A 16,416-nucleotide genomic window follows, 5' to 3' on the forward strand; every position below is an offset into this window, starting at 1 on the left:
GCGCGCCCAATGCGCCGAGAACGGCCGATGCTACTGCGATTACGATTTTGAGGAGCTTGTCCCACCAGGTTGATTTTGTTGACATAATAATTGGGATTAAGTTAAGTAAATAGGCATAATCGGCTTATACTATCTTGATATAAACTGATTTTAAGTATTTACTTATGGGTTATTTGTAATAATGAAGATTGATTGAAATGTTATCGGGGGATAGGGGTACGGACGGGTAGACGGCCTTTCAATAACGGGATAAGGCTTGAAATCCGTTCCGCCCCGTCTTTTACCCTGTTTCAGTCCGGCGGGTTCTTAGCCCAACGGATTCTCTTCTTCTCCGTCGTTTCCGCCACCGCCGCCGTTGCCGCCCGACGAACCGTCCTCTTTGGGATTGTACAACTCGAACGCCACGTTGTTCGGCCCGCCTTTGGTCGTTGCTCCGGAATCATTCACCAGACGCAGGCCGCTGTCGGTGAGGAAACGGATATTCACCTTGTCGATATTCTTAACGGTGGAGTCTTCCGATTTCACGGTGCCTTTGCTGTGGAAAGTGGTGTAGAACACGCCGAGGCCGTCCAGTTTTACGCTGTCGCCGTCTGTCAGCTTGCGCTTGATGTTGCGTACAAGGGCGGTGACTACGTGCTCCACGTCTTCGGCGGACATACCGCCCAGTTCCTCAATCTCTTGCGCGATGCGCTTGGTGTCGTACAGGCGGGAGTTCTTGGCTTTCCGCTTCAAGTAATACAGTTGCGGGGAAGTCTTGTCCCCGACTTTCTGATAGCGTTGTACACGCTCTACGATAATTGCCATGATGAAATTAGGTTTTAATTGGTAATATTGATTATTGATTGCTGACGGTCAGAGGAGAAGTCTCCGCGGCGATATTCCTTACCTCGTTTCGTTGAAACAAAGATACGGCAGGCACAAGGCGGAAAATACGTTTCGGTAAGGTTGGGTAGTCTTGAGTAGGGATAAGTAAGGTTATGTAAGGATAAGTAAGATTGAGTTGTTTTGAGTAAGGATAAGTAATGTTATGTAAGGATAAGTAGGTTGAGCGGTTTTGCGTAAGGATAGGTAAGATTATGTAAGGATAAGTAAGCTTAGGCGACGCTCGGTACGTTTGAGTGCTGTTAAGTACGTTTGAGTGCTGCTAAGTACGATTGGGTAACAATGACAGACAGATAGTACAAACAGACTTTCAACATTTACTTATTGTATTAAATTATAATAATCATGCAAATAATAGCAAAAAAGTGTTATCTTTGAGCATCCTTCTTTCCGCAAGGGGAGTAAGGTGCGTTTTTTTCGATGGGGCGTCCCCCCCGACGTTTTTTTGTAAAGCAGATAAGATAACCCCTTACATAAACCAAAAAAAATAACAAACTAATGGATAAAAGTCCTGTATGTACCTGCCTGATGAAGCAGGATTTGGAAGAAGCCGCCGACCCTTATGAGTTTCTCGACGAAAACTACTCAATCCCCGGTATCCTCGACAATTTGGATAAACTCTCCCAGAAAGAATTGAAATGCGCCTGTTGCCTGTTTGGCGTGGCGTTGCAGAAAGGCTGCAAGAAGAAAAAAAGACGGTGGTAGAGGATGATATACCGTCCGATATAATTGCTTATCCCGCTGAAAATCACTATCTTTATATCTCCAACCATAATTAGGATTACCGTAAATTACCCCACATGGAACAGGCAGATGAAGATATTGTAGAGAAAGCGTTTGTCGTGCGCAGCTACGGCAAAGGCGAATTGGCGAGCATGTATATAGGCGGTGTGCAACAGCAGACGGCCGTCAAGCAGTTTAACGAATGGATACGCACCGCTCCCGGACTGGAACAGCAGTTGCAGGAAACGGGCATGACGCCTACCGCAAGACGGTACACGCCCGCGCAAGTGCGACTTATAATAGGGGTGTTGGGGACGCCATGATTTCCACCTCACAGGATAAATCCATTCCGCCCGTAAGACGGATATTTCCGTTTCACGGGATGAATTTATTTCTCTCGCAGGATGAATTTATTTTTCTTGCAGAATGATTTATTTCATCTCGTAAGAGGAATGAAAATGACTTGCACTTATTTTTTTTTACTTATATCTTCAATCATCTGCTGAATAATGGGAAGCATTGTGGGGATATCTTCTTTCAGAGTTTTGAATACAACTTCTGCATCCATTTCAAAATAGTGATGGGCTATTTTATCCCTCATTTTCATAACTCCGCTCCAGTATATTTCGGAGTAGTGGGGAAGCAGTTCTCCTTGAGTTATTTTATCAAGCCCCTTTACAGCTTCACCCAGTGCTATCAGATTCATACAGATAGCATCAAGACGCATCATTCCGTCCGGTGATAGTAGAAAGTCGTCCGGAGTATTGGCTACGGCAGCACGTTCGGTTATCATTTGCAGTGCATCTTGGATATTACACAGACTGTCGAGTGCTAAATCTTTGTCATACATAGATACTTTCTTTTAATATTCGTTGTTTCAGGCGGCTGTTCATACGTTCTCGTATCCTTATCAAGTCTACCGGGCTTCCCAACAGATTTTCTAATTCGTTTTGAAAACGTTCCAGCGTGAGGAGTGAAGGAGCATCTCCTTCGTAGCAGATGTCGACATCACTGTGCTCTGTCTGTTCACCACGGGCAACGGAGCCGAAAATACCAAGGCGTTTCACACCGTATTTGGCGGCGGAGTGTGCCTTGTAGGTACGAAGTAACTCTAATATTTCGGTAGTCGATTTCATGGGATTATGCTTTTATGTATTGCTATGTGATGCTTATACATTGTACACAAAGATACTAATAGTTTTTTAGAAACGGCTTTGTCTCGCGGCTTTTTTCTTTTTTTTGAGAAATGCGGGCAGGAGCGAGGCAAGGTACTTCTTTATCCGTTTCCAGCGGGATGCGGGGCGTTGGCGCAGCCGTATCAGCGCGTGGGCGTACAGGCAACAATCGCAGCGCAGGTGGGCGAGGGGCGTGCCGTAAAGGTTGTCTAACGATTCGGGAAAGGTGCAGTAGGAGTGTAAAAGGTCGTAGAGGTCGGGAGTGGTTTTTAGTTCTTCCAACAGGGCGCAGTAGCGGTGAGGGCAGGGATGTTTCTCTGTCAGGTCGGGAAATGCCGTTGAGGGGGCTGTCGTCTTATCGGTGCTATCGGCAATCTCCTCGTTTTTTTCTTCGCTTGTTTCTTGTTCCTTTTTCATGGCTTTTTTTTAATCGGGTTAATAGTGTGTTCCCCCGTCAGCCATAATAAAGAATGGCGTGGAAACTATTGATATTATTATCCCACCCCTGAGGCTCTGGTAAGACCGTACAAGAGAATAATAATAAGCAATAGCTCCACGCCAAACTTTTATATAACAGAGTTATACGCAAGCCGGACGTGGAGAGTCTCACTTATTACTCGTTCTTGTGAAAATTTACCAGACTTTCGTAGGAGTGACGAATAATAAAATGATTTTCTCCAAATCAAGAAAAACACATCTTCTCACAACGCCGGGAGAAGACCGGGACAAAGATAAACATTTTTCCGGTTGCCCGTACGAAATGGGGAGATATTGTTTGGGTTCATTTTTGGGGTCACTTCCTTATTGACCCTATTTCCCCCGCCTTTTATTCCTTTTTCTATACTTATCTCCTTGCTTTACAATGAGTTCCTGTTCCAAGCCTTTCTTGAGAATACGCTTGGCGGTGGAGAGGGAAATGCCGAGATTTTGGGCGGCGAAGGTGAAGTCACTGTAAGAAAAAGAGCGTGGCAAGTCGGCCAGTATCTGGTCGAACTGGTGGAAGTGCCGCATGAGGACGGGCTGTCGTCCGGTGTCGGGCAGTGTGGTTCCCAGCAGCAGACTGTGTTCAAGGATTGTGGCTACAATCTGCATGGCGGCGTTGAAATCGGCATCGGTGCAGGCATACTCTTTGGCGTAGCGGTAATCGTCCCATTTGCGGAAAATGGTAAGGATGGATGCCAGGCGCATGGCAAGCAGCCCGTGACGGAATACAATGCTGCTGGGATATTCGCGTCCCTCTACCAAAGCGGATTTGAGCCACAGTGAGAACTGTTGCGTGTGGCGTTCCCACTGTTCGGGGGTAAAGGTGACGAGGGTGGGAGAGTCCAGCAACAACTTGTGCATATCGAACAGCTTCTGCCCCAGTGCGCGGAAGTGCGCGCGCAGGTCTACACGTCCTTCGCCGGGGGAGCAGGTTTCCCAATGCAGGCTGAGCTGACGGGTGTAGATGAGGAAGCGGCTGTACAGACCGTTTTCGTGTGAATGGAAGAAGTTGATGAACTGCTCCTGTGTGCCCGATATGGCGAGTGCAAGGTGAGGATGAGGTACGACTATCGGGTCGCCGTCTGCCTTGTACGACTGCGAGATTTCTTCGTGGTGGGCGGCTTTGCAGAGGATGTCCTCGTATTTGCCGTAGTCTTGGGTGAGCGAAGAAATGAGGGTGTTGATTTCGGTAGACGCCATGTGGCAACCGAGTTCGCCATTGGTGGCAAGCTGTTCCAGCAGGCGGCTTTTGCTGGTGGTGGCAGAGGTTTTCAGATACTTGCCTTTGGGTTCTTCCGGCTTCTTGTCGGTGTCGGGAGAGCGGTGCTCACGTTGGGCTTGATGCAGTTCGTTGTCCCACTCGGCCTGTGCTTTCTCGAAAGCCTTTTTCTGTTGGCGGCGTTCGTCGTCATAGTGCTCCTGAGTGGCGTCGAGCAGGCTGATGATAAAGGCCAGTACGCCTTTTCCCGCTCCGGCGGCGGCTATCAGGGCAAGGTAGAAATGCGGCGAATAGAGGGCGTTCTTATAGAAGAAACTGACGTGTGGGAAGAGGGCTCCGCAACAGCTCAGGCAGCCCAGCAGTACGATGTCCCGTTCGCGCAGGTCGCCGGAGTACTTTACGCACTCTTTGAGCAGTGCGGGCAGTCCGTCGTAAACGCTGTCGGGAATGTAGGGAGAACTGGCGCGCAGTTCGTTGTTTTTCTCCAACAAATCCGCGTCTTCGAGAGCTTCATCGGGCGGCTCGGAGGGGTCATATAGAACCTGACCCCTATTTTGAACCCTGTTGTGCTCTTCCGTTTTTTGCGGAAGTGATTCAATGAACTGATAACCAGCGTTTATGCGTTGGCGAATGTCCTCGGCTGTAAAATCGGTCGCAGAGTAGCGGCGGGTGAAAATACGGGTGATTTCTTCCAGCTCTTCTTTTGAAAATCCTTTACTGCGTGCCACACGTCCGAGCTTCAGCGCAAGGTAGTTTCGTTCGCCTCGGCGGAAAGGGTTGCGATGCTCGAAGTCGTTGAGGAATTGGGCGAGGAAACCGGGAGCGGCATCGGGGGTGGAAGGAGTGGCGGAGTTAGAAGCAGTGTTGGAAGTAGTGTTGGAAACAGTGTTGGAAACGGTGTTCGGGGCAGAGGCGGAAACTGAGGCGGAAGCTGCTGCCGTACCTGCGTCTGTTGTATCTGCGTTCGTACCTGTTCCTGCATTTGCAACTCCTGTTGTATCTGTTCCTGCTGTATCTGTTCCTGTTCCTGCTGTTGCTCCTGTTTTTGTTTCCGATGTCCTTCTTCCTGTTCCCGAACTCCTATTTCCTGCATTTCCATTCCCTGCAATCTCCCTTTCCGCAACTCCCCCTTCCGGGCCCGTCATTTCCTCTTCCCACTGCATCCGGAACGTTTCCGCACCGGGGTTGTAATACGCGTCGGCATCCCACGAGTAGAAGCTGGGCTGCGTCAGTATCTTGCACTTGGAGTCGTAATCGTGTCCGGCATGGCGGCTCACGGCTTCTCCTACGGCGGCGTACAACCGCTCATAGTTCCGTTCCACATCCCCGGCGGCCACGAGCGCGAATGCGCGTACCCCGTTGTGCGAGAAACTCATGTGCGCCACCACCACGTAAGGCAGTTGCCGCAACAGGCCGCACACTTCGGCGGTGCGCGCTCCGGTGTGGTCCATGTCTATTTGCAGCAGTCCGCTGTGCCTGACGAGGTTCTTTACCGCATGTCCGCCGCTGCACACGCCGGCGGGTACGATGCAGGGCATCCTGTCCTTTACGGCCTGCGCTTCGGCTTCATGTCCCGGCAGGGCTGCGAGGCGCATATACTCCTCTACGCGTGCCTTGAACATATCGCTGCGCACATTGTTTACATACTGTCGAAGGCTGATGATCCGTGATGTTTTACTTCGGACGGAGCCGAATTCGGAGATTTCTATCTCTCCCTCTGTACATGTAGTTACCATGTCTTTGTTTTATAGGATGAGTACTGATTGAAGCAGGCTGTCTCCGATGCATGCAAAGCGCGGTCGGAAGACAGCCTGTTCAACGTTTGTTACCACAAAGTTACTGAAAATAAAACGGACGCTTTTTCCTGCCTATACACTTTGCGCCACCTATTCCGGTGTGTCCCAACGCATTGCATTTGTGTAAATGTATAAACATACTTATGGGGGATATTTGTACTTTATTAACGGTTCAGCGCCCTTTCCCGTTCCTTTTCCCGCTGCGCCAGCTTTCTTTCGTAAGCCTTAATCAGTTTCTCACATCCCTTTACTATCCGCTTCAACGTGTGGTAGGCTTCATCGCTTACTTCGTAGTTTTCGTCGGTAACGATTTTAATACACTCCATGGCTTTTCTTACTCGATTCAGATGTGCCCATCCTTCTTTTTTTTAGTTTCCATAATGATTCATATAATGTTTCGTCTCCAAAAATAAAGGCGGCAAAGATATTCTAAATTTCCTGAAAAATAATCATGCCGACAGCCTTTTATATCGGATATATATCCGTATCTTTGCATGTAGAACAGACGAACAAACAAAATGAAAATAAAGACAATAGCTGCCTTGCTATCGTGCTGGGTAGTTCTGCTCTGCCTGCCGGGATGCGGGCGCAAGCCTCATGCCGGGCGGTATAAGATAGCTCTTGTCCACTCCTACGAAGCCGGGTATCCGGATGCCGGACGCACCCGGGAAATGCTGAGTGACGCGCTGGCCAGGCGCGGCATCTCCTGCGACTTCCGCGAATACTTCCTGGACTGCGACGACCTGCTGCCCGCCAAAGAAGAAGAGCGCTGCTCGGACTTCATCGACGACTTCACCCGCTGGGGCGCCCGCCTCGTGGCGGTGCTGGACGACCAGGCGCTCTACTCACTCATGGCCTGCGGCAATCCCCGCCTGCACGACCTGCCCGTGGTGTTCGGCGGCGTAAACTATCCCAACCGCAAGCTGCTGGAACGCTATCCCAACGTGACGGGCTATGCCGACGCTCCCGACTACCTGAACACCATACGCATGGTGGAGCGCATCATGGGCAAGTCCCGCGTGTGCGTGATAAACCGCAACAGCGTACTCGACCGCTTCATCTGGGACGACCTCACCGGGCAGCTCCGCGGGAAAGGCTACGAAATCTACTGCGGACAGATAGGCATGCACGTGTCCGTTCACCGGGGGCTGAGCAGCGCCCTGCCGCCCGCAGCGTCCGGCATGAGCGGGGAGAACGAACGGTTCGACACCACCGCCATCGTCCGGCTGAACGGCGACTCCATTTCGCTCACCCAAATGGCATGGACGGGGCACGGCAGCCGCACGCTCTGCCTTTTCACCAGACGGGAATTCATAGCCGTGCACTCCGCCAACTTCTTCCGCAACCCCTGCTTTGAAACCGTGAACGAGGGCTTCGGCATGTCGGACTACGCTCTGGGCGGCTACTTCGCTCCCCTCGAAACGCAACTGGACGACATGGCGCAGGGCATCGCCGAACGTCTCCGAGGCGGGACGCCCGACAGGCAGGTGCGGTATTGCGCCAAGCGGTACGTCGTAAACTGGCACGTGCTGCAACGCTACGGCATCCCCCTGAGCCGCATCCCCAAGGAGTACACCGTGATGTACATCCCCTTTACGGAACGCTATCGTTACACCTTATTATATATAGCCACCCTTTCCGGGCTTCTCCTGCTGCTGCTCATCGTCTTTCTTATCCGCAGCCTCTCCGTGGAGCGCAGGCGCAAGCGTGAGGCGCAGCACTCCCTGCGCTACGAGCACGAAACGCTGACGCTTGCCATCAGCGGCAGCTCCACCTACGTGTGGCGCCTGGAAGGCGAGGGGATTATCTGCGACCCGCACTTCTACGACCTTATCCGCCACCCGCGCGAGCGCATCACGCTGGACGAGATAATACACTTCCTGCATCCCGACGACCGCGAGCGTTTCTACCGCAGCTATCGTGCCTCGGAGAACGTGCATACCCATAAGGGGCACTACCGCTTCGACTTCACCGGCGGGGGCTACGAATGGTGGGAACTGCGTTACAGCACGCTGCCCGCCACCGCGTCGGGCGGCAGGCACATCATTACGGGACTGTTGCAGAACATCCAGGACGTCAAAGACCATGAAGAGGAACTGATACAGGCGCGCCGTCTGGCGGAGCACGCCGAGCTGAAACAGTCGTTCCTGAACAACATGAGCCACGAGATACGCACGCCCCTCAACGCCATAGCGGGCTTCGCCAATCTGCTGGTGTACGACCCGGAGCTGTCCGAAACGGAGAAGCGGGAGTATGCCGGCATCATCGACACCAACACCAAACTGCTGCTGAAACTGGTGGACGACGTGCTGCAACTCTCGCGCATGGAAACCGCCAACATGTCTTTCGACCTGCGCCGCGAAAGCGTACGCCACCTGCTCGAAGCGGTTTACCGGACACACAGCGTACTGATAAAACCGCCGCTGGAGTTCATCGCGGATTTCCCCGCAGAGGACGCCTTCGTGCACGCAGACCGCATGCGCCTGACGCAGGTCGTCACGAACTTTCTGAACAACGCCGGCAAATTCACGTCCGAAGGCCATATCAGGCTGGGATACGTCCGCCTGCCCGCCACCCGCGAAGTGAGCATCTACGTGGAAGACACCGGGATAGGTATTCCGCAAGAGGAACGGGAGATGATTTTCGCCCGCTTCTACAAGCGCAGCGAGTTTTCGCAAGGCGTGGGACTGGGGCTGCCCATCTGCAAAGTCATTGTGGAACGGCTGGGCGGACGCATCGAAGTAAAATCGCAAGTGGGGCGGGGAAGCCGGTTTACGGTGGTGCTGCCTTGCGCGGAATAGTCATATATACCTTTTTTCCGATGACATATACCGTATTTACATACCTGCTGACGCTATTCTTAAAAAATGTAGCAGAAATGTAATGCAAGTACATATTATTTTGCTTATCTTTGCCAATGTTTTCAGAAATATAACATTTTACGAAACTAATTAAAAACAATTATGTTAAAAAGACTAAGACTTATTTTTACGCTGATGCTGGTTCTGGCAGCTGCGGGCGTAAATGCGCAGGTTACCACTTCCGCCATCAGCGGCAAGGTGACCGACGAACAGAATGAAACAGTGATCGGAGCGACGATTGTTGCTGTTCATGAGCCCTCTGGTACACAGTACGGCGCCATCACCAACGTGGACGGACGCTATACCATTCAGGGTATGCGTACGGGCGGCCCGTACAAGCTTACAGTGTCTTATGTAGGTTATCAGAGCGCGGCGTTTACCGGCATCATGCTGGAATTGGGTAACACTTACACACAGAACGTAAAACTGCACCCCAGCTCGGAGTTGCTGGATGAAGTGGTAGTCGTAGCCGACGCCAAGACCAAAAGCGGCGCTGCCACCAACTTCTCTACAAACGCCATCGAGAATACCCCGACCGTAGACCGCAACATCTACGACATCGTGAAGAACAGCCCGCTGGCCATGACTTCCAAAAACGGCGGTATCACGTTTGTTGGCTCCAACAACCGCTACAACAGCTTCCAAATCGACGGTACGGTAGCCAACGACGTATTCGGCCTCTCTGCCGGCGGTACGAACGGCGCTCAGACAGGCGCCAATCCCATCTCCATGGACGCCATTCAGGAAATTCAGGTGGTGGTAGCCCCCTACGACGTCCGCCAGAGCGGATTTACGGGCGGCGGCATCAACGCCATCACCAAGCAGGGTACGAACGAAACTCACGGTTCGGCTTACACCTATTTCAACAACCAGAACATGTATGGCAAGTATAGCGCCGTACGCGGCTACGAGAAGTCGCCGATGTCTCAGCAGTTCGACCGTACTTACGGCGGTACGCTGGGCGGCGCCATCATCAAGAACAAACTGTTCTACTTCGTCAGCGCGGAAGGCAAGAAGAACAGCTATCCTTCAAGCACTTACCCGGGCTATACCTCTAACTATATCACCAGCGCCACCGCCAAGCAGATTGCCGACCAGTACAAGAATCTGACCGGCATCGAAGAGGCTTACGGCGAACGTGACATCGAACAGAAATCTTTCGGCCTCTTGGCGCGTGTGGACTGGAACATCAGCGAAAAGCATAAACTCGCCGTACGCTACCAGCACAACAACTCTTATAAAGATGTGTACGGAGCCAACTCCACCACTTACTACTTCGGCAACAGCGGTTACCGCATGAACAACAAGATGAATTCGGTAGTGGCCGAGTTGAACTCCCGCCTGAGCGATAACCTCTACAACGAGCTCCGTGCATCGGGCACGTTCGTTCGCGACTTCCGCGATACGGAATATGCAGGCCCTTGCGTGCAAATCAAGAATGTATTGGGCGGTGACGGTGAAACGAAGATTACAGCCAACATCGGTACGGAATTCTCTTCCGGCGCCAACAGACTGAATCAGGATGTATACAGCTTCGAGGACAACCTCTCCTGGTATCTCGGCAACCATACCCTGACTTTCGGTACCCACAACGAAATCTACAAAATCAGCAACTTGTTTATCCAGGCTTCGGAAGGCGCGTGGTACTACAACTCGCTTGATTTGTTTATGGCGGACAAACCTTATCAGTTTACTTATAAGTATAGCGATCCCGCTCTTACGGGTGGCGACTTGAAATATGCTCCTGTAATGAAAGCCGGACAGTTCGGCTTCTACGCTCAGGACAAGTGGGTGGTGTCGAGAGACTTCAACTTCACTTACGGTATCCGTTTCGATATTCCTTTGCTGTTCAATGATCCTACCGTAAACCCGGCTTTCAATGACTTTGCCGTAGAACGTAACCTCGGTGTACGTGTAGGCGAAACCCCGAGCGCCAAGCTGATGGTTTCACCGCGTGTAGGTTTCAGCTGGTATACAGACGAGGAGCATCGCACGCTTATCCGTGGCGGTGTGGGTATCTTTACCGGACGTGTACCGTTCGTATGGCTCAGCAACTCGTTCAACAATACGGGTATGGAACAGAAAGGTACTACCATCGCTCCCAAGGATATCGATAAGAACTATACCAACGAAGCTCCTACTTTGACACAATATAAGGACAATCCTTTATCTGCGGCTACAACCAATGCCAAGCAGGATATTGTGACCGTAGCCAATGACTTTAAATATCCGCAAGTTTTGCGCGCTAACTTGGCTTGGGAGCAATTCCTGCCGGGTAACGTGAAAATGACTCTTGAGGGTGTTTACTCCAAGACCATGAACAACGTGTTCTTTGAAAACCTCGCTCTGGTGGAAAACGGACAGGTGTACGCCGTTCCGGGTGTAGAGGCTTCCGCTTCTCCCGCTTATAAGGTGCAGGCCGGTGATTATTACTCCATCATCAACCTGAAGAATACGAACAAGGGTTACAGCTACGCTCTTTCAGCCTTGCTGGAGAAACACTTCGGATTCGGTCTCGACATGTCAGCTTCTTATACTTTCGGACATTCCAAGTCTGTGAACGACGGTACTTCTTCCGTAGCTTACTCCAACTGGAAGTACAACTACTCCCGTGATACCAACAGCGGCAACGAACTCGGTTTCTCCAAATTCGATATTCCGCACCGTGTAATGGCTCAGGTAGCTTACACCACTCCGAAATACTGGAACAACTGGATGAGTACTTCTATCTCTGTCATCTACAACGGATTCTCCGGAAACCGTTACAGCCTGACCATGAATGAATCTGCTGACTTCAACGGTGACGGTTTTAGCGGTAATTCCCTGCTGTACATCCCGACCGACGAAGAACTGAACAAGATGGAATTTGTGGATGCTACAAACAAGCAGGGAGAAGTGACCATGACCGCCGAAGAGAGCCGCCAGGCTTTCAAACAGTGGATTGAGGACGACGCTTACGCCAAGAACCACCGCGGACAGTATGCCGAACGTAACTCCAACCTCACCAAGTGGGAGCACGAAATCAATCTCCACCTGGCTCAAACCATCTATAATCCTAAGGGTTTGGGTAAGCTGGAATTTACTTTCGACATCATCAACTTCGCCAATATGCTGAATAAGAAGTGGGGAGCAACCTACGGTTCGCTCTACAACCTCTCACCGATTTCCGTTACGAAACTGACAACGGTAAACGGCCAGACCACTCCTAACTATATCTACAACAAGTCTGAAATCACCAAGAGCGATGTTTCTTCACGCTGGCACGCTCAGGTAGGTGTCCGCTTGACGTTCTAAGGATATTTTATTTTATGTTTATTTTTATGGTAGAGCTGTTCCGGGAGACCGGGGCGGCTCTATCTTTTTTTAGTTGTAGCGTCTTTTAATACTTCACCGTGAATATCACCGGATTGTGGTCGCTGCATAAATCCAGATCGGGAGAGTAGTAGTCGATGCATTCCAGTTCGGGTGAATGGAAGGCGTAGTCGATACGCAGCATGCGCTTGCCGTAACGGTAGGTGTACATATAGCCGTGTCCGCCCGTCTTGAAACCGTCTTCGAGGAATCCGGAGAGCCGGCGGTAGGTGTAGGATGAGGGTAGGGAGTTGAAGTCGCCGCACACCAGTACGGGGTGAGGGGCGGCAATGGCGAGGTGACAGATGCTGTCGGTTTGGGCGGCACGTTTCACGAAGTTTTCATGCAGGGTTTCCGCCGCGTCCTGTACGGCCTGCGCTTCACGGCGGGTATTGTCGGTGGTGAGTTCGCGTTCCCATTTTTTACGGTTCCGGCTGACGCCGGTAGTTTGCAGGTGGTTGTTCAGCAGACGGATGGTGTCCGTACCCGCAACGATGTCGCACAGCATGCTGCAATTGGAGCTGTGGGGGTAGGTGATGAAGCGTCCGCCGGTGAGCGGGTAGCGGCTGAATACGGCGATGGGGAGAAGGCCGCGGATGGAGTCGTCTGCGGGGATAAGGGCGTATTGCCAGTGGGAAAGGGCGCGACGCAGGCTGTCTGCCGTGAAGTGTTTGTTGCCGCCGAATTCCTGAAAGCAGAGTACATCGACGTGCTGTTGCCGCATGTACCTGGCTATCTCTTTGCAGGAGTAGCCGGTGATTTCGTTTCCGAAGTTATGAACGTTGTAGGTGGCTACGGTGAGGTAACCGCCGGGGTTGCCCTGGTGGTTCGGTGCCGATGCCGTGGCGGGTATGTCACGGGCGGAACCGAACCGGATAACGGCCGTGAGGTACTCCCAATTGAAGAAGAAAGCTATCAGCGTGACGAACGCCCATTTCTTGCGTGCCACTGCCCAGCAGAGGGAGACAATCAGGCAGGAGACCAGCAATACCGGTACGGCAAGTCCCAGCAAGGGCATGACGGTGGAGCTTTCCGGATGGTAATGTCCGGAACGGGACGCGAGGACGGTGACGGCGGCCAGCACGAATGTGGCGGCTGTCAGTATCAGATGAAACAGGCTTTTGACGGCGGCTTTTCCCATGGTCGGCACCGGTGACTTATAAGGGCGTCGGAAGCTCCGGAGACGGGACTGCCGGAGCTTTGACGCTTACTCTTCTGTCGGTTATTTTATTACTGAATTAATCGGTTTTCCGTCTAAGAAGGCTTTTACATTGTCCAGCATAATTTGCATGAGGCGTTCGCGGGCGGCGGCGCTTGCCCAGGCGATGTGCGGGGTGATGTAACAGTTTCTGGCGGTGAGCAGCGGGTTGTCGGCACGGGGTGGCTCTTGCGAGAGTACGTCCAGCCCGGCGGCGAAGATGGTGCCGTTGTTCAGGGCATCGGCAAGGTCTTGCTCGTTGATAAGCGGGCCGCGTCCGGTGTTGATGAGAATCGCGTTGGGCTTCATCTGTTTCAGGCGGGCGGTGTTAATCAGTTCACGGGTGGAGTCGGTGAGGGGGCAGTGCAGGCTGATGATGTCGCAGTTGGCAAAGAGTTCGTCGAGCTCCGTTTTCTTGATTTCGGGGGGAAGCTGGAAAGGCGATTTGGATGTGTACGCATGTACTTCCATGCCGAAGCCGATGGCGATGCGGGCGGTGTTGTAGCCGGTTTGTCCGAGGCCGATGATACCGATTTTCTTACCGCGCAGTTCGATGAGCGGAGTGTCCCAGAAGCAGAAATCGGGACTGTCGCTCCAACGGCCGTTGCGTATCTCGTCGGTGTAGTGCTGCACCTGCTGGGCGATGTTGAGGATGTGCGCGAAGACCATTTGCGCGACGGACGGGGTGCTGTATGCCGGGATATTGGTAACGATGATGCCCCGCTCTTTGGCAGCGGCGGTATCGACGATGTTGTATCCGGTGGCAAGTACGCCGATGTATTTCAGGTCGGGCAGGGATGCGATGGTCGCCGCATCGAGCACGACTTTGTTCGTCAGCAGGATATCTGCTCCGGCTGCACGTTCAAGTACTTCGGTGGGGGCGGTACGTTCGTAAATGGTACATTCGCCCAGGCTTTTCAGTTCGTCCCAGGAGAGGTCTCCGGGGTTGGCGGCGTAGCCGTCTAATGCTATTATTTTCATGGGGTTATGAGTTATGAGTTATGAGTTATGAGTTATGGGGTTGGGGGTGTCATTTCGCTTTCCCCACAAACTGTCCATCCTTTCCTTATGCTTCTGTTCGGCGGGATTGTCCTGAGGATGCCAGATGCGGCGGTCTTTCAGGTCGTCGGGCAGGAACTGCTGGCGGACGAAATTGCCGGGATAGTCGTGGGCGTATTTATAGTTGCCGCCGTAACCGAGCTGTTTCATCAGTTTGGTGGGGGCGTTGCGCAGGTGCAGGGGAACGGGCAGGTTGCCTGTCTGCCGCACCAGTTCGAGGGCGTCGTTGATGGCCATGTAGGCGGAGTTGCTCTTGGGACTGGTGGCGAGGTAGATGGTAGTCTCCGCCAACGGGATGCGTCCTTCAGGCCAGCCTACTTTCATGATGGTGTCGAAGCAGGCATTGGCCAGCAGCAGGGCGTTGGGGTTCGCCAGTCCGATGTCCTCGGAAGCGGAAATGACGAGACGGCGGGCTATGAAAGCGGGGTCTTCACCGCCCTCTACCATGCGTGCCAGCCAGTAGATGGCTCCGTCGGGGTCGCTGCCGCGGATGGACTTGATGAAGGCGGAGATGATGTCGTAGTGCATCTCTCCGTCTTTGTCGTAGGCGAGGGGGTTCTGCTGAAGGCGCTCGGTCACCATCTCGTCGGTAATGACAACGGGGTCGCCGGCTTCGGACTGCACGACGAGGTCGAGGATATTAAGCAGTTTGCGGGCATCGCCGCCACTGTAACGGAGCATGGCGGTTGTCTCCTTGAGCTCTATCCGGCGCTCTTTCAGCTGGACATCCGTGGTTATGGCGCGCCGGAGCAGTTCCAGCAGGTCGTCTTTCTCCAGTGATTTCAGTACGTAGAGCTGGCAACGGGAGAGCAGCGGACGGATTACCTCGAACGAGGGGTTCTCCGTGGTAGCGCCTATCAGCGTCACCGTTCCCTGTTCCACAGCGCCGAGCAGGGAGTCTTGCTGCGACTTGCTGAAACGGTGTATTTCATCGATGAACAGTATCGGGCTTGCCTGCGAGAAGAAGCGGTTGCTCTTGGCGCGGTCTATCACGTCGCGTACGTCCTTTACGCCGCTCGTCACAGCGCTGAGGGTGTAGAACGGAGTTTCCAGCTTGTTGGCTATAATCTGTGCAAGCGTCGTCTTGCCCACTCCCGGCGGGCCCCATAGGATGAACGAGGAGATGCGTCCCGCATCAATCATCTTGCGCAGTACCGCTCCTTGTCCTACCAAGTGTTTCTGACCGATGTACTCGTCTAATGTCTTTGGCCTAAGCCGTTCTGCTAATGGTTGCATGGTATGAGTTATGAGTTATAAGTTATGAGTTATGAGTTATTGGGTTGTGGGGGGGGGATGATGGGATTTCTTGGAAGTTATGATGGTAGAGGTTATCATTTTATGTAGTTCGTTGCAATCTTGGTATAAAGAGTCATATTGCTTCGGGTCGATATATTGGGTTCTTTTCAATAGTTCAAGCCAATATAGGGTTTCTGCACACTCTTTTTGGGCAATGGCATGTTTATGAATGAAATCGGCTGTGGACTCTGCATATATCCCTTCACTGATGTTTGCTCCAATAGAGGTGCCGCTCCGTAATATCTGTTTCGCCATAACCTTTTCCTGCTTTTTATCATTCAGAAAATGATATAGATTGACAATGCGTATCGCAAAATCCATGGCTTTCTCTTTCAATATACTTTCCTTCATATCCCCCAAAATAACTCATAAC

16 protein-coding genes are annotated in these 16,416 nt (G+C 52.2%); 5 read left to right on the plus strand and 11 right to left on the minus strand.

Going from position 1 to position 16,416, the window contains the following annotated elements; translation table 11 throughout:
• Together BUB52_RS15755 and BUB52_RS07320 are read right to left on the minus strand one after the other, a co-directional pair.
• A partial coding sequence (locus tag BUB52_RS15755; RefSeq protein WP_175546684.1) for a smalltalk protein occupies nucleotides 1–85 on the minus strand: 85 nt, incomplete at its 3' end.
• A 221-nt stretch (nucleotides 86–306) separates the two neighbouring features.
• A complete protein-coding gene (locus BUB52_RS07320) occupies nucleotides 307–804 on the minus strand; it encodes an HU family DNA-binding protein (RefSeq protein WP_009121238.1) in 498 nt (165 codons plus the stop codon).
• Between the two features lie 576 nt (nucleotides 805–1,380).
• On the opposite strand from BUB52_RS07320, the gene BUB52_RS07325 reads away from it, so the two are divergent.
• A complete protein-coding gene (locus tag BUB52_RS07325) occupies nucleotides 1,381–1,587 on the plus strand; it encodes a hypothetical protein (RefSeq protein WP_022218022.1) in 207 nt (68 codons plus the stop codon).
• A 95-nt stretch (nucleotides 1,588–1,682) separates the two neighbouring features.
• Entirely contained in the window at nucleotides 1,683–1,928 is a 246-nt protein-coding gene (locus BUB52_RS07330) for a DUF4248 domain-containing protein (protein ID WP_009121236.1), read from the plus strand.
• Nucleotides 1,929–2,074: 146 nt separating this feature from the next.
• Here the strand turns inward: BUB52_RS07330 and BUB52_RS07335 are convergent, their stop codons facing one another.
• From BUB52_RS07335 to BUB52_RS15760, 5 genes are all read right to left on the minus strand, one after another.
• Complete coding sequence (locus tag BUB52_RS07335) at nucleotides 2,075–2,455, minus strand: HepT-like ribonuclease domain-containing protein (RefSeq protein ID WP_009121235.1); 381 nt, start codon at nucleotides 2,453–2,455, stop codon at nucleotides 2,075–2,077.
• A complete protein-coding gene (locus BUB52_RS07340) occupies nucleotides 2,448–2,741 on the minus strand; it encodes a nucleotidyltransferase family protein (protein WP_009121234.1) in 294 nt (97 codons plus the stop codon). The genes BUB52_RS07335 and BUB52_RS07340 overlap by 8 nt, the downstream gene beginning before the upstream one ends.
• Nucleotides 2,742–2,807: 66 nt before the next feature.
• Nucleotides 2,808–3,197, minus strand: coding sequence for a hypothetical protein (locus BUB52_RS07345; RefSeq protein ID WP_009121233.1), 390 nt, complete (start codon nucleotides 3,195–3,197; stop codon nucleotides 2,808–2,810).
• 393 nt (nucleotides 3,198–3,590) lie between these two features.
• Nucleotides 3,591–6,218 (minus strand): DUF3987 domain-containing protein, encoded by a 2,628-nt coding sequence (locus BUB52_RS07350; protein WP_039950400.1) that lies wholly within the window; start codon nucleotides 6,216–6,218, stop codon nucleotides 3,591–3,593.
• A 224-nt stretch (nucleotides 6,219–6,442) separates the two neighbouring features.
• A complete protein-coding gene (locus tag BUB52_RS15760; RefSeq protein ID WP_009121228.1) occupies nucleotides 6,443–6,604 on the minus strand; it encodes a hypothetical protein in 162 nt (53 codons plus the stop codon).
• A gap of 125 nt (nucleotides 6,605–6,729) precedes the next feature.
• On the opposite strand from BUB52_RS15760, the gene BUB52_RS15860 reads away from it, so the two are divergent.
• From BUB52_RS15860 to BUB52_RS07360, 3 genes are all read left to right on the plus strand, one after another.
• Entirely contained in the window at nucleotides 6,730–6,891 is a 162-nt protein-coding gene (locus BUB52_RS15860; RefSeq protein WP_254302453.1) for a hypothetical protein, read from the plus strand.
• Nucleotides 6,892–6,949: 58 nt separating this feature from the next.
• Nucleotides 6,950–9,079 carry a sensor histidine kinase gene (locus BUB52_RS07355; protein ID WP_254302451.1) on the plus strand — a complete coding sequence of 710 codons (2,130 nt, stop codon included), beginning with the start codon at nucleotides 6,950–6,952 and terminating at the stop codon, nucleotides 9,077–9,079.
• 162 nt (nucleotides 9,080–9,241) lie between these two features.
• A complete protein-coding gene (locus BUB52_RS07360) occupies nucleotides 9,242–12,433 on the plus strand; it encodes a TonB-dependent receptor (protein ID WP_009121225.1) in 3,192 nt (1,063 codons plus the stop codon).
• Between the two features lie 85 nt (nucleotides 12,434–12,518).
• Here the strand turns inward: BUB52_RS07360 and BUB52_RS07365 are convergent, their stop codons facing one another.
• From BUB52_RS07365 to BUB52_RS07380, 4 genes are all read right to left on the minus strand, one after another.
• Nucleotides 12,519–13,631: an endonuclease/exonuclease/phosphatase family protein gene (locus BUB52_RS07365; RefSeq protein WP_009121224.1), complete on the minus strand. Its 1,113-nt coding sequence runs from the start codon at nucleotides 13,629–13,631 to the stop codon at nucleotides 12,519–12,521.
• 81 nt (nucleotides 13,632–13,712) lie between these two features.
• Entirely contained in the window at nucleotides 13,713–14,669 is a 957-nt protein-coding gene (locus tag BUB52_RS07370; RefSeq protein ID WP_009121223.1) for a D-2-hydroxyacid dehydrogenase, read from the minus strand.
• Nucleotides 14,670–14,687: 18 nt separating this feature from the next.
• Nucleotides 14,688–15,983 (minus strand): replication-associated recombination protein A, encoded by a 1,296-nt coding sequence (locus BUB52_RS07375; RefSeq protein WP_009121222.1) that lies wholly within the window; start codon nucleotides 15,981–15,983, stop codon nucleotides 14,688–14,690.
• A gap of 36 nt (nucleotides 15,984–16,019) precedes the next feature.
• Nucleotides 16,020–16,394, minus strand: coding sequence for a four helix bundle protein (locus BUB52_RS07380; RefSeq protein ID WP_009121221.1), 375 nt, complete (start codon nucleotides 16,392–16,394; stop codon nucleotides 16,020–16,022).
• Nucleotides 16,395–16,416 lie beyond the last annotated feature (22 nt).

Origin of the sequence: Bacteroides clarus YIT 12056 (genome assembly GCF_900129655.1) — a bacterium.
Classification (GTDB): Bacteria; Bacteroidota; Bacteroidia; order Bacteroidales; family Bacteroidaceae; genus Bacteroides; species Bacteroides clarus.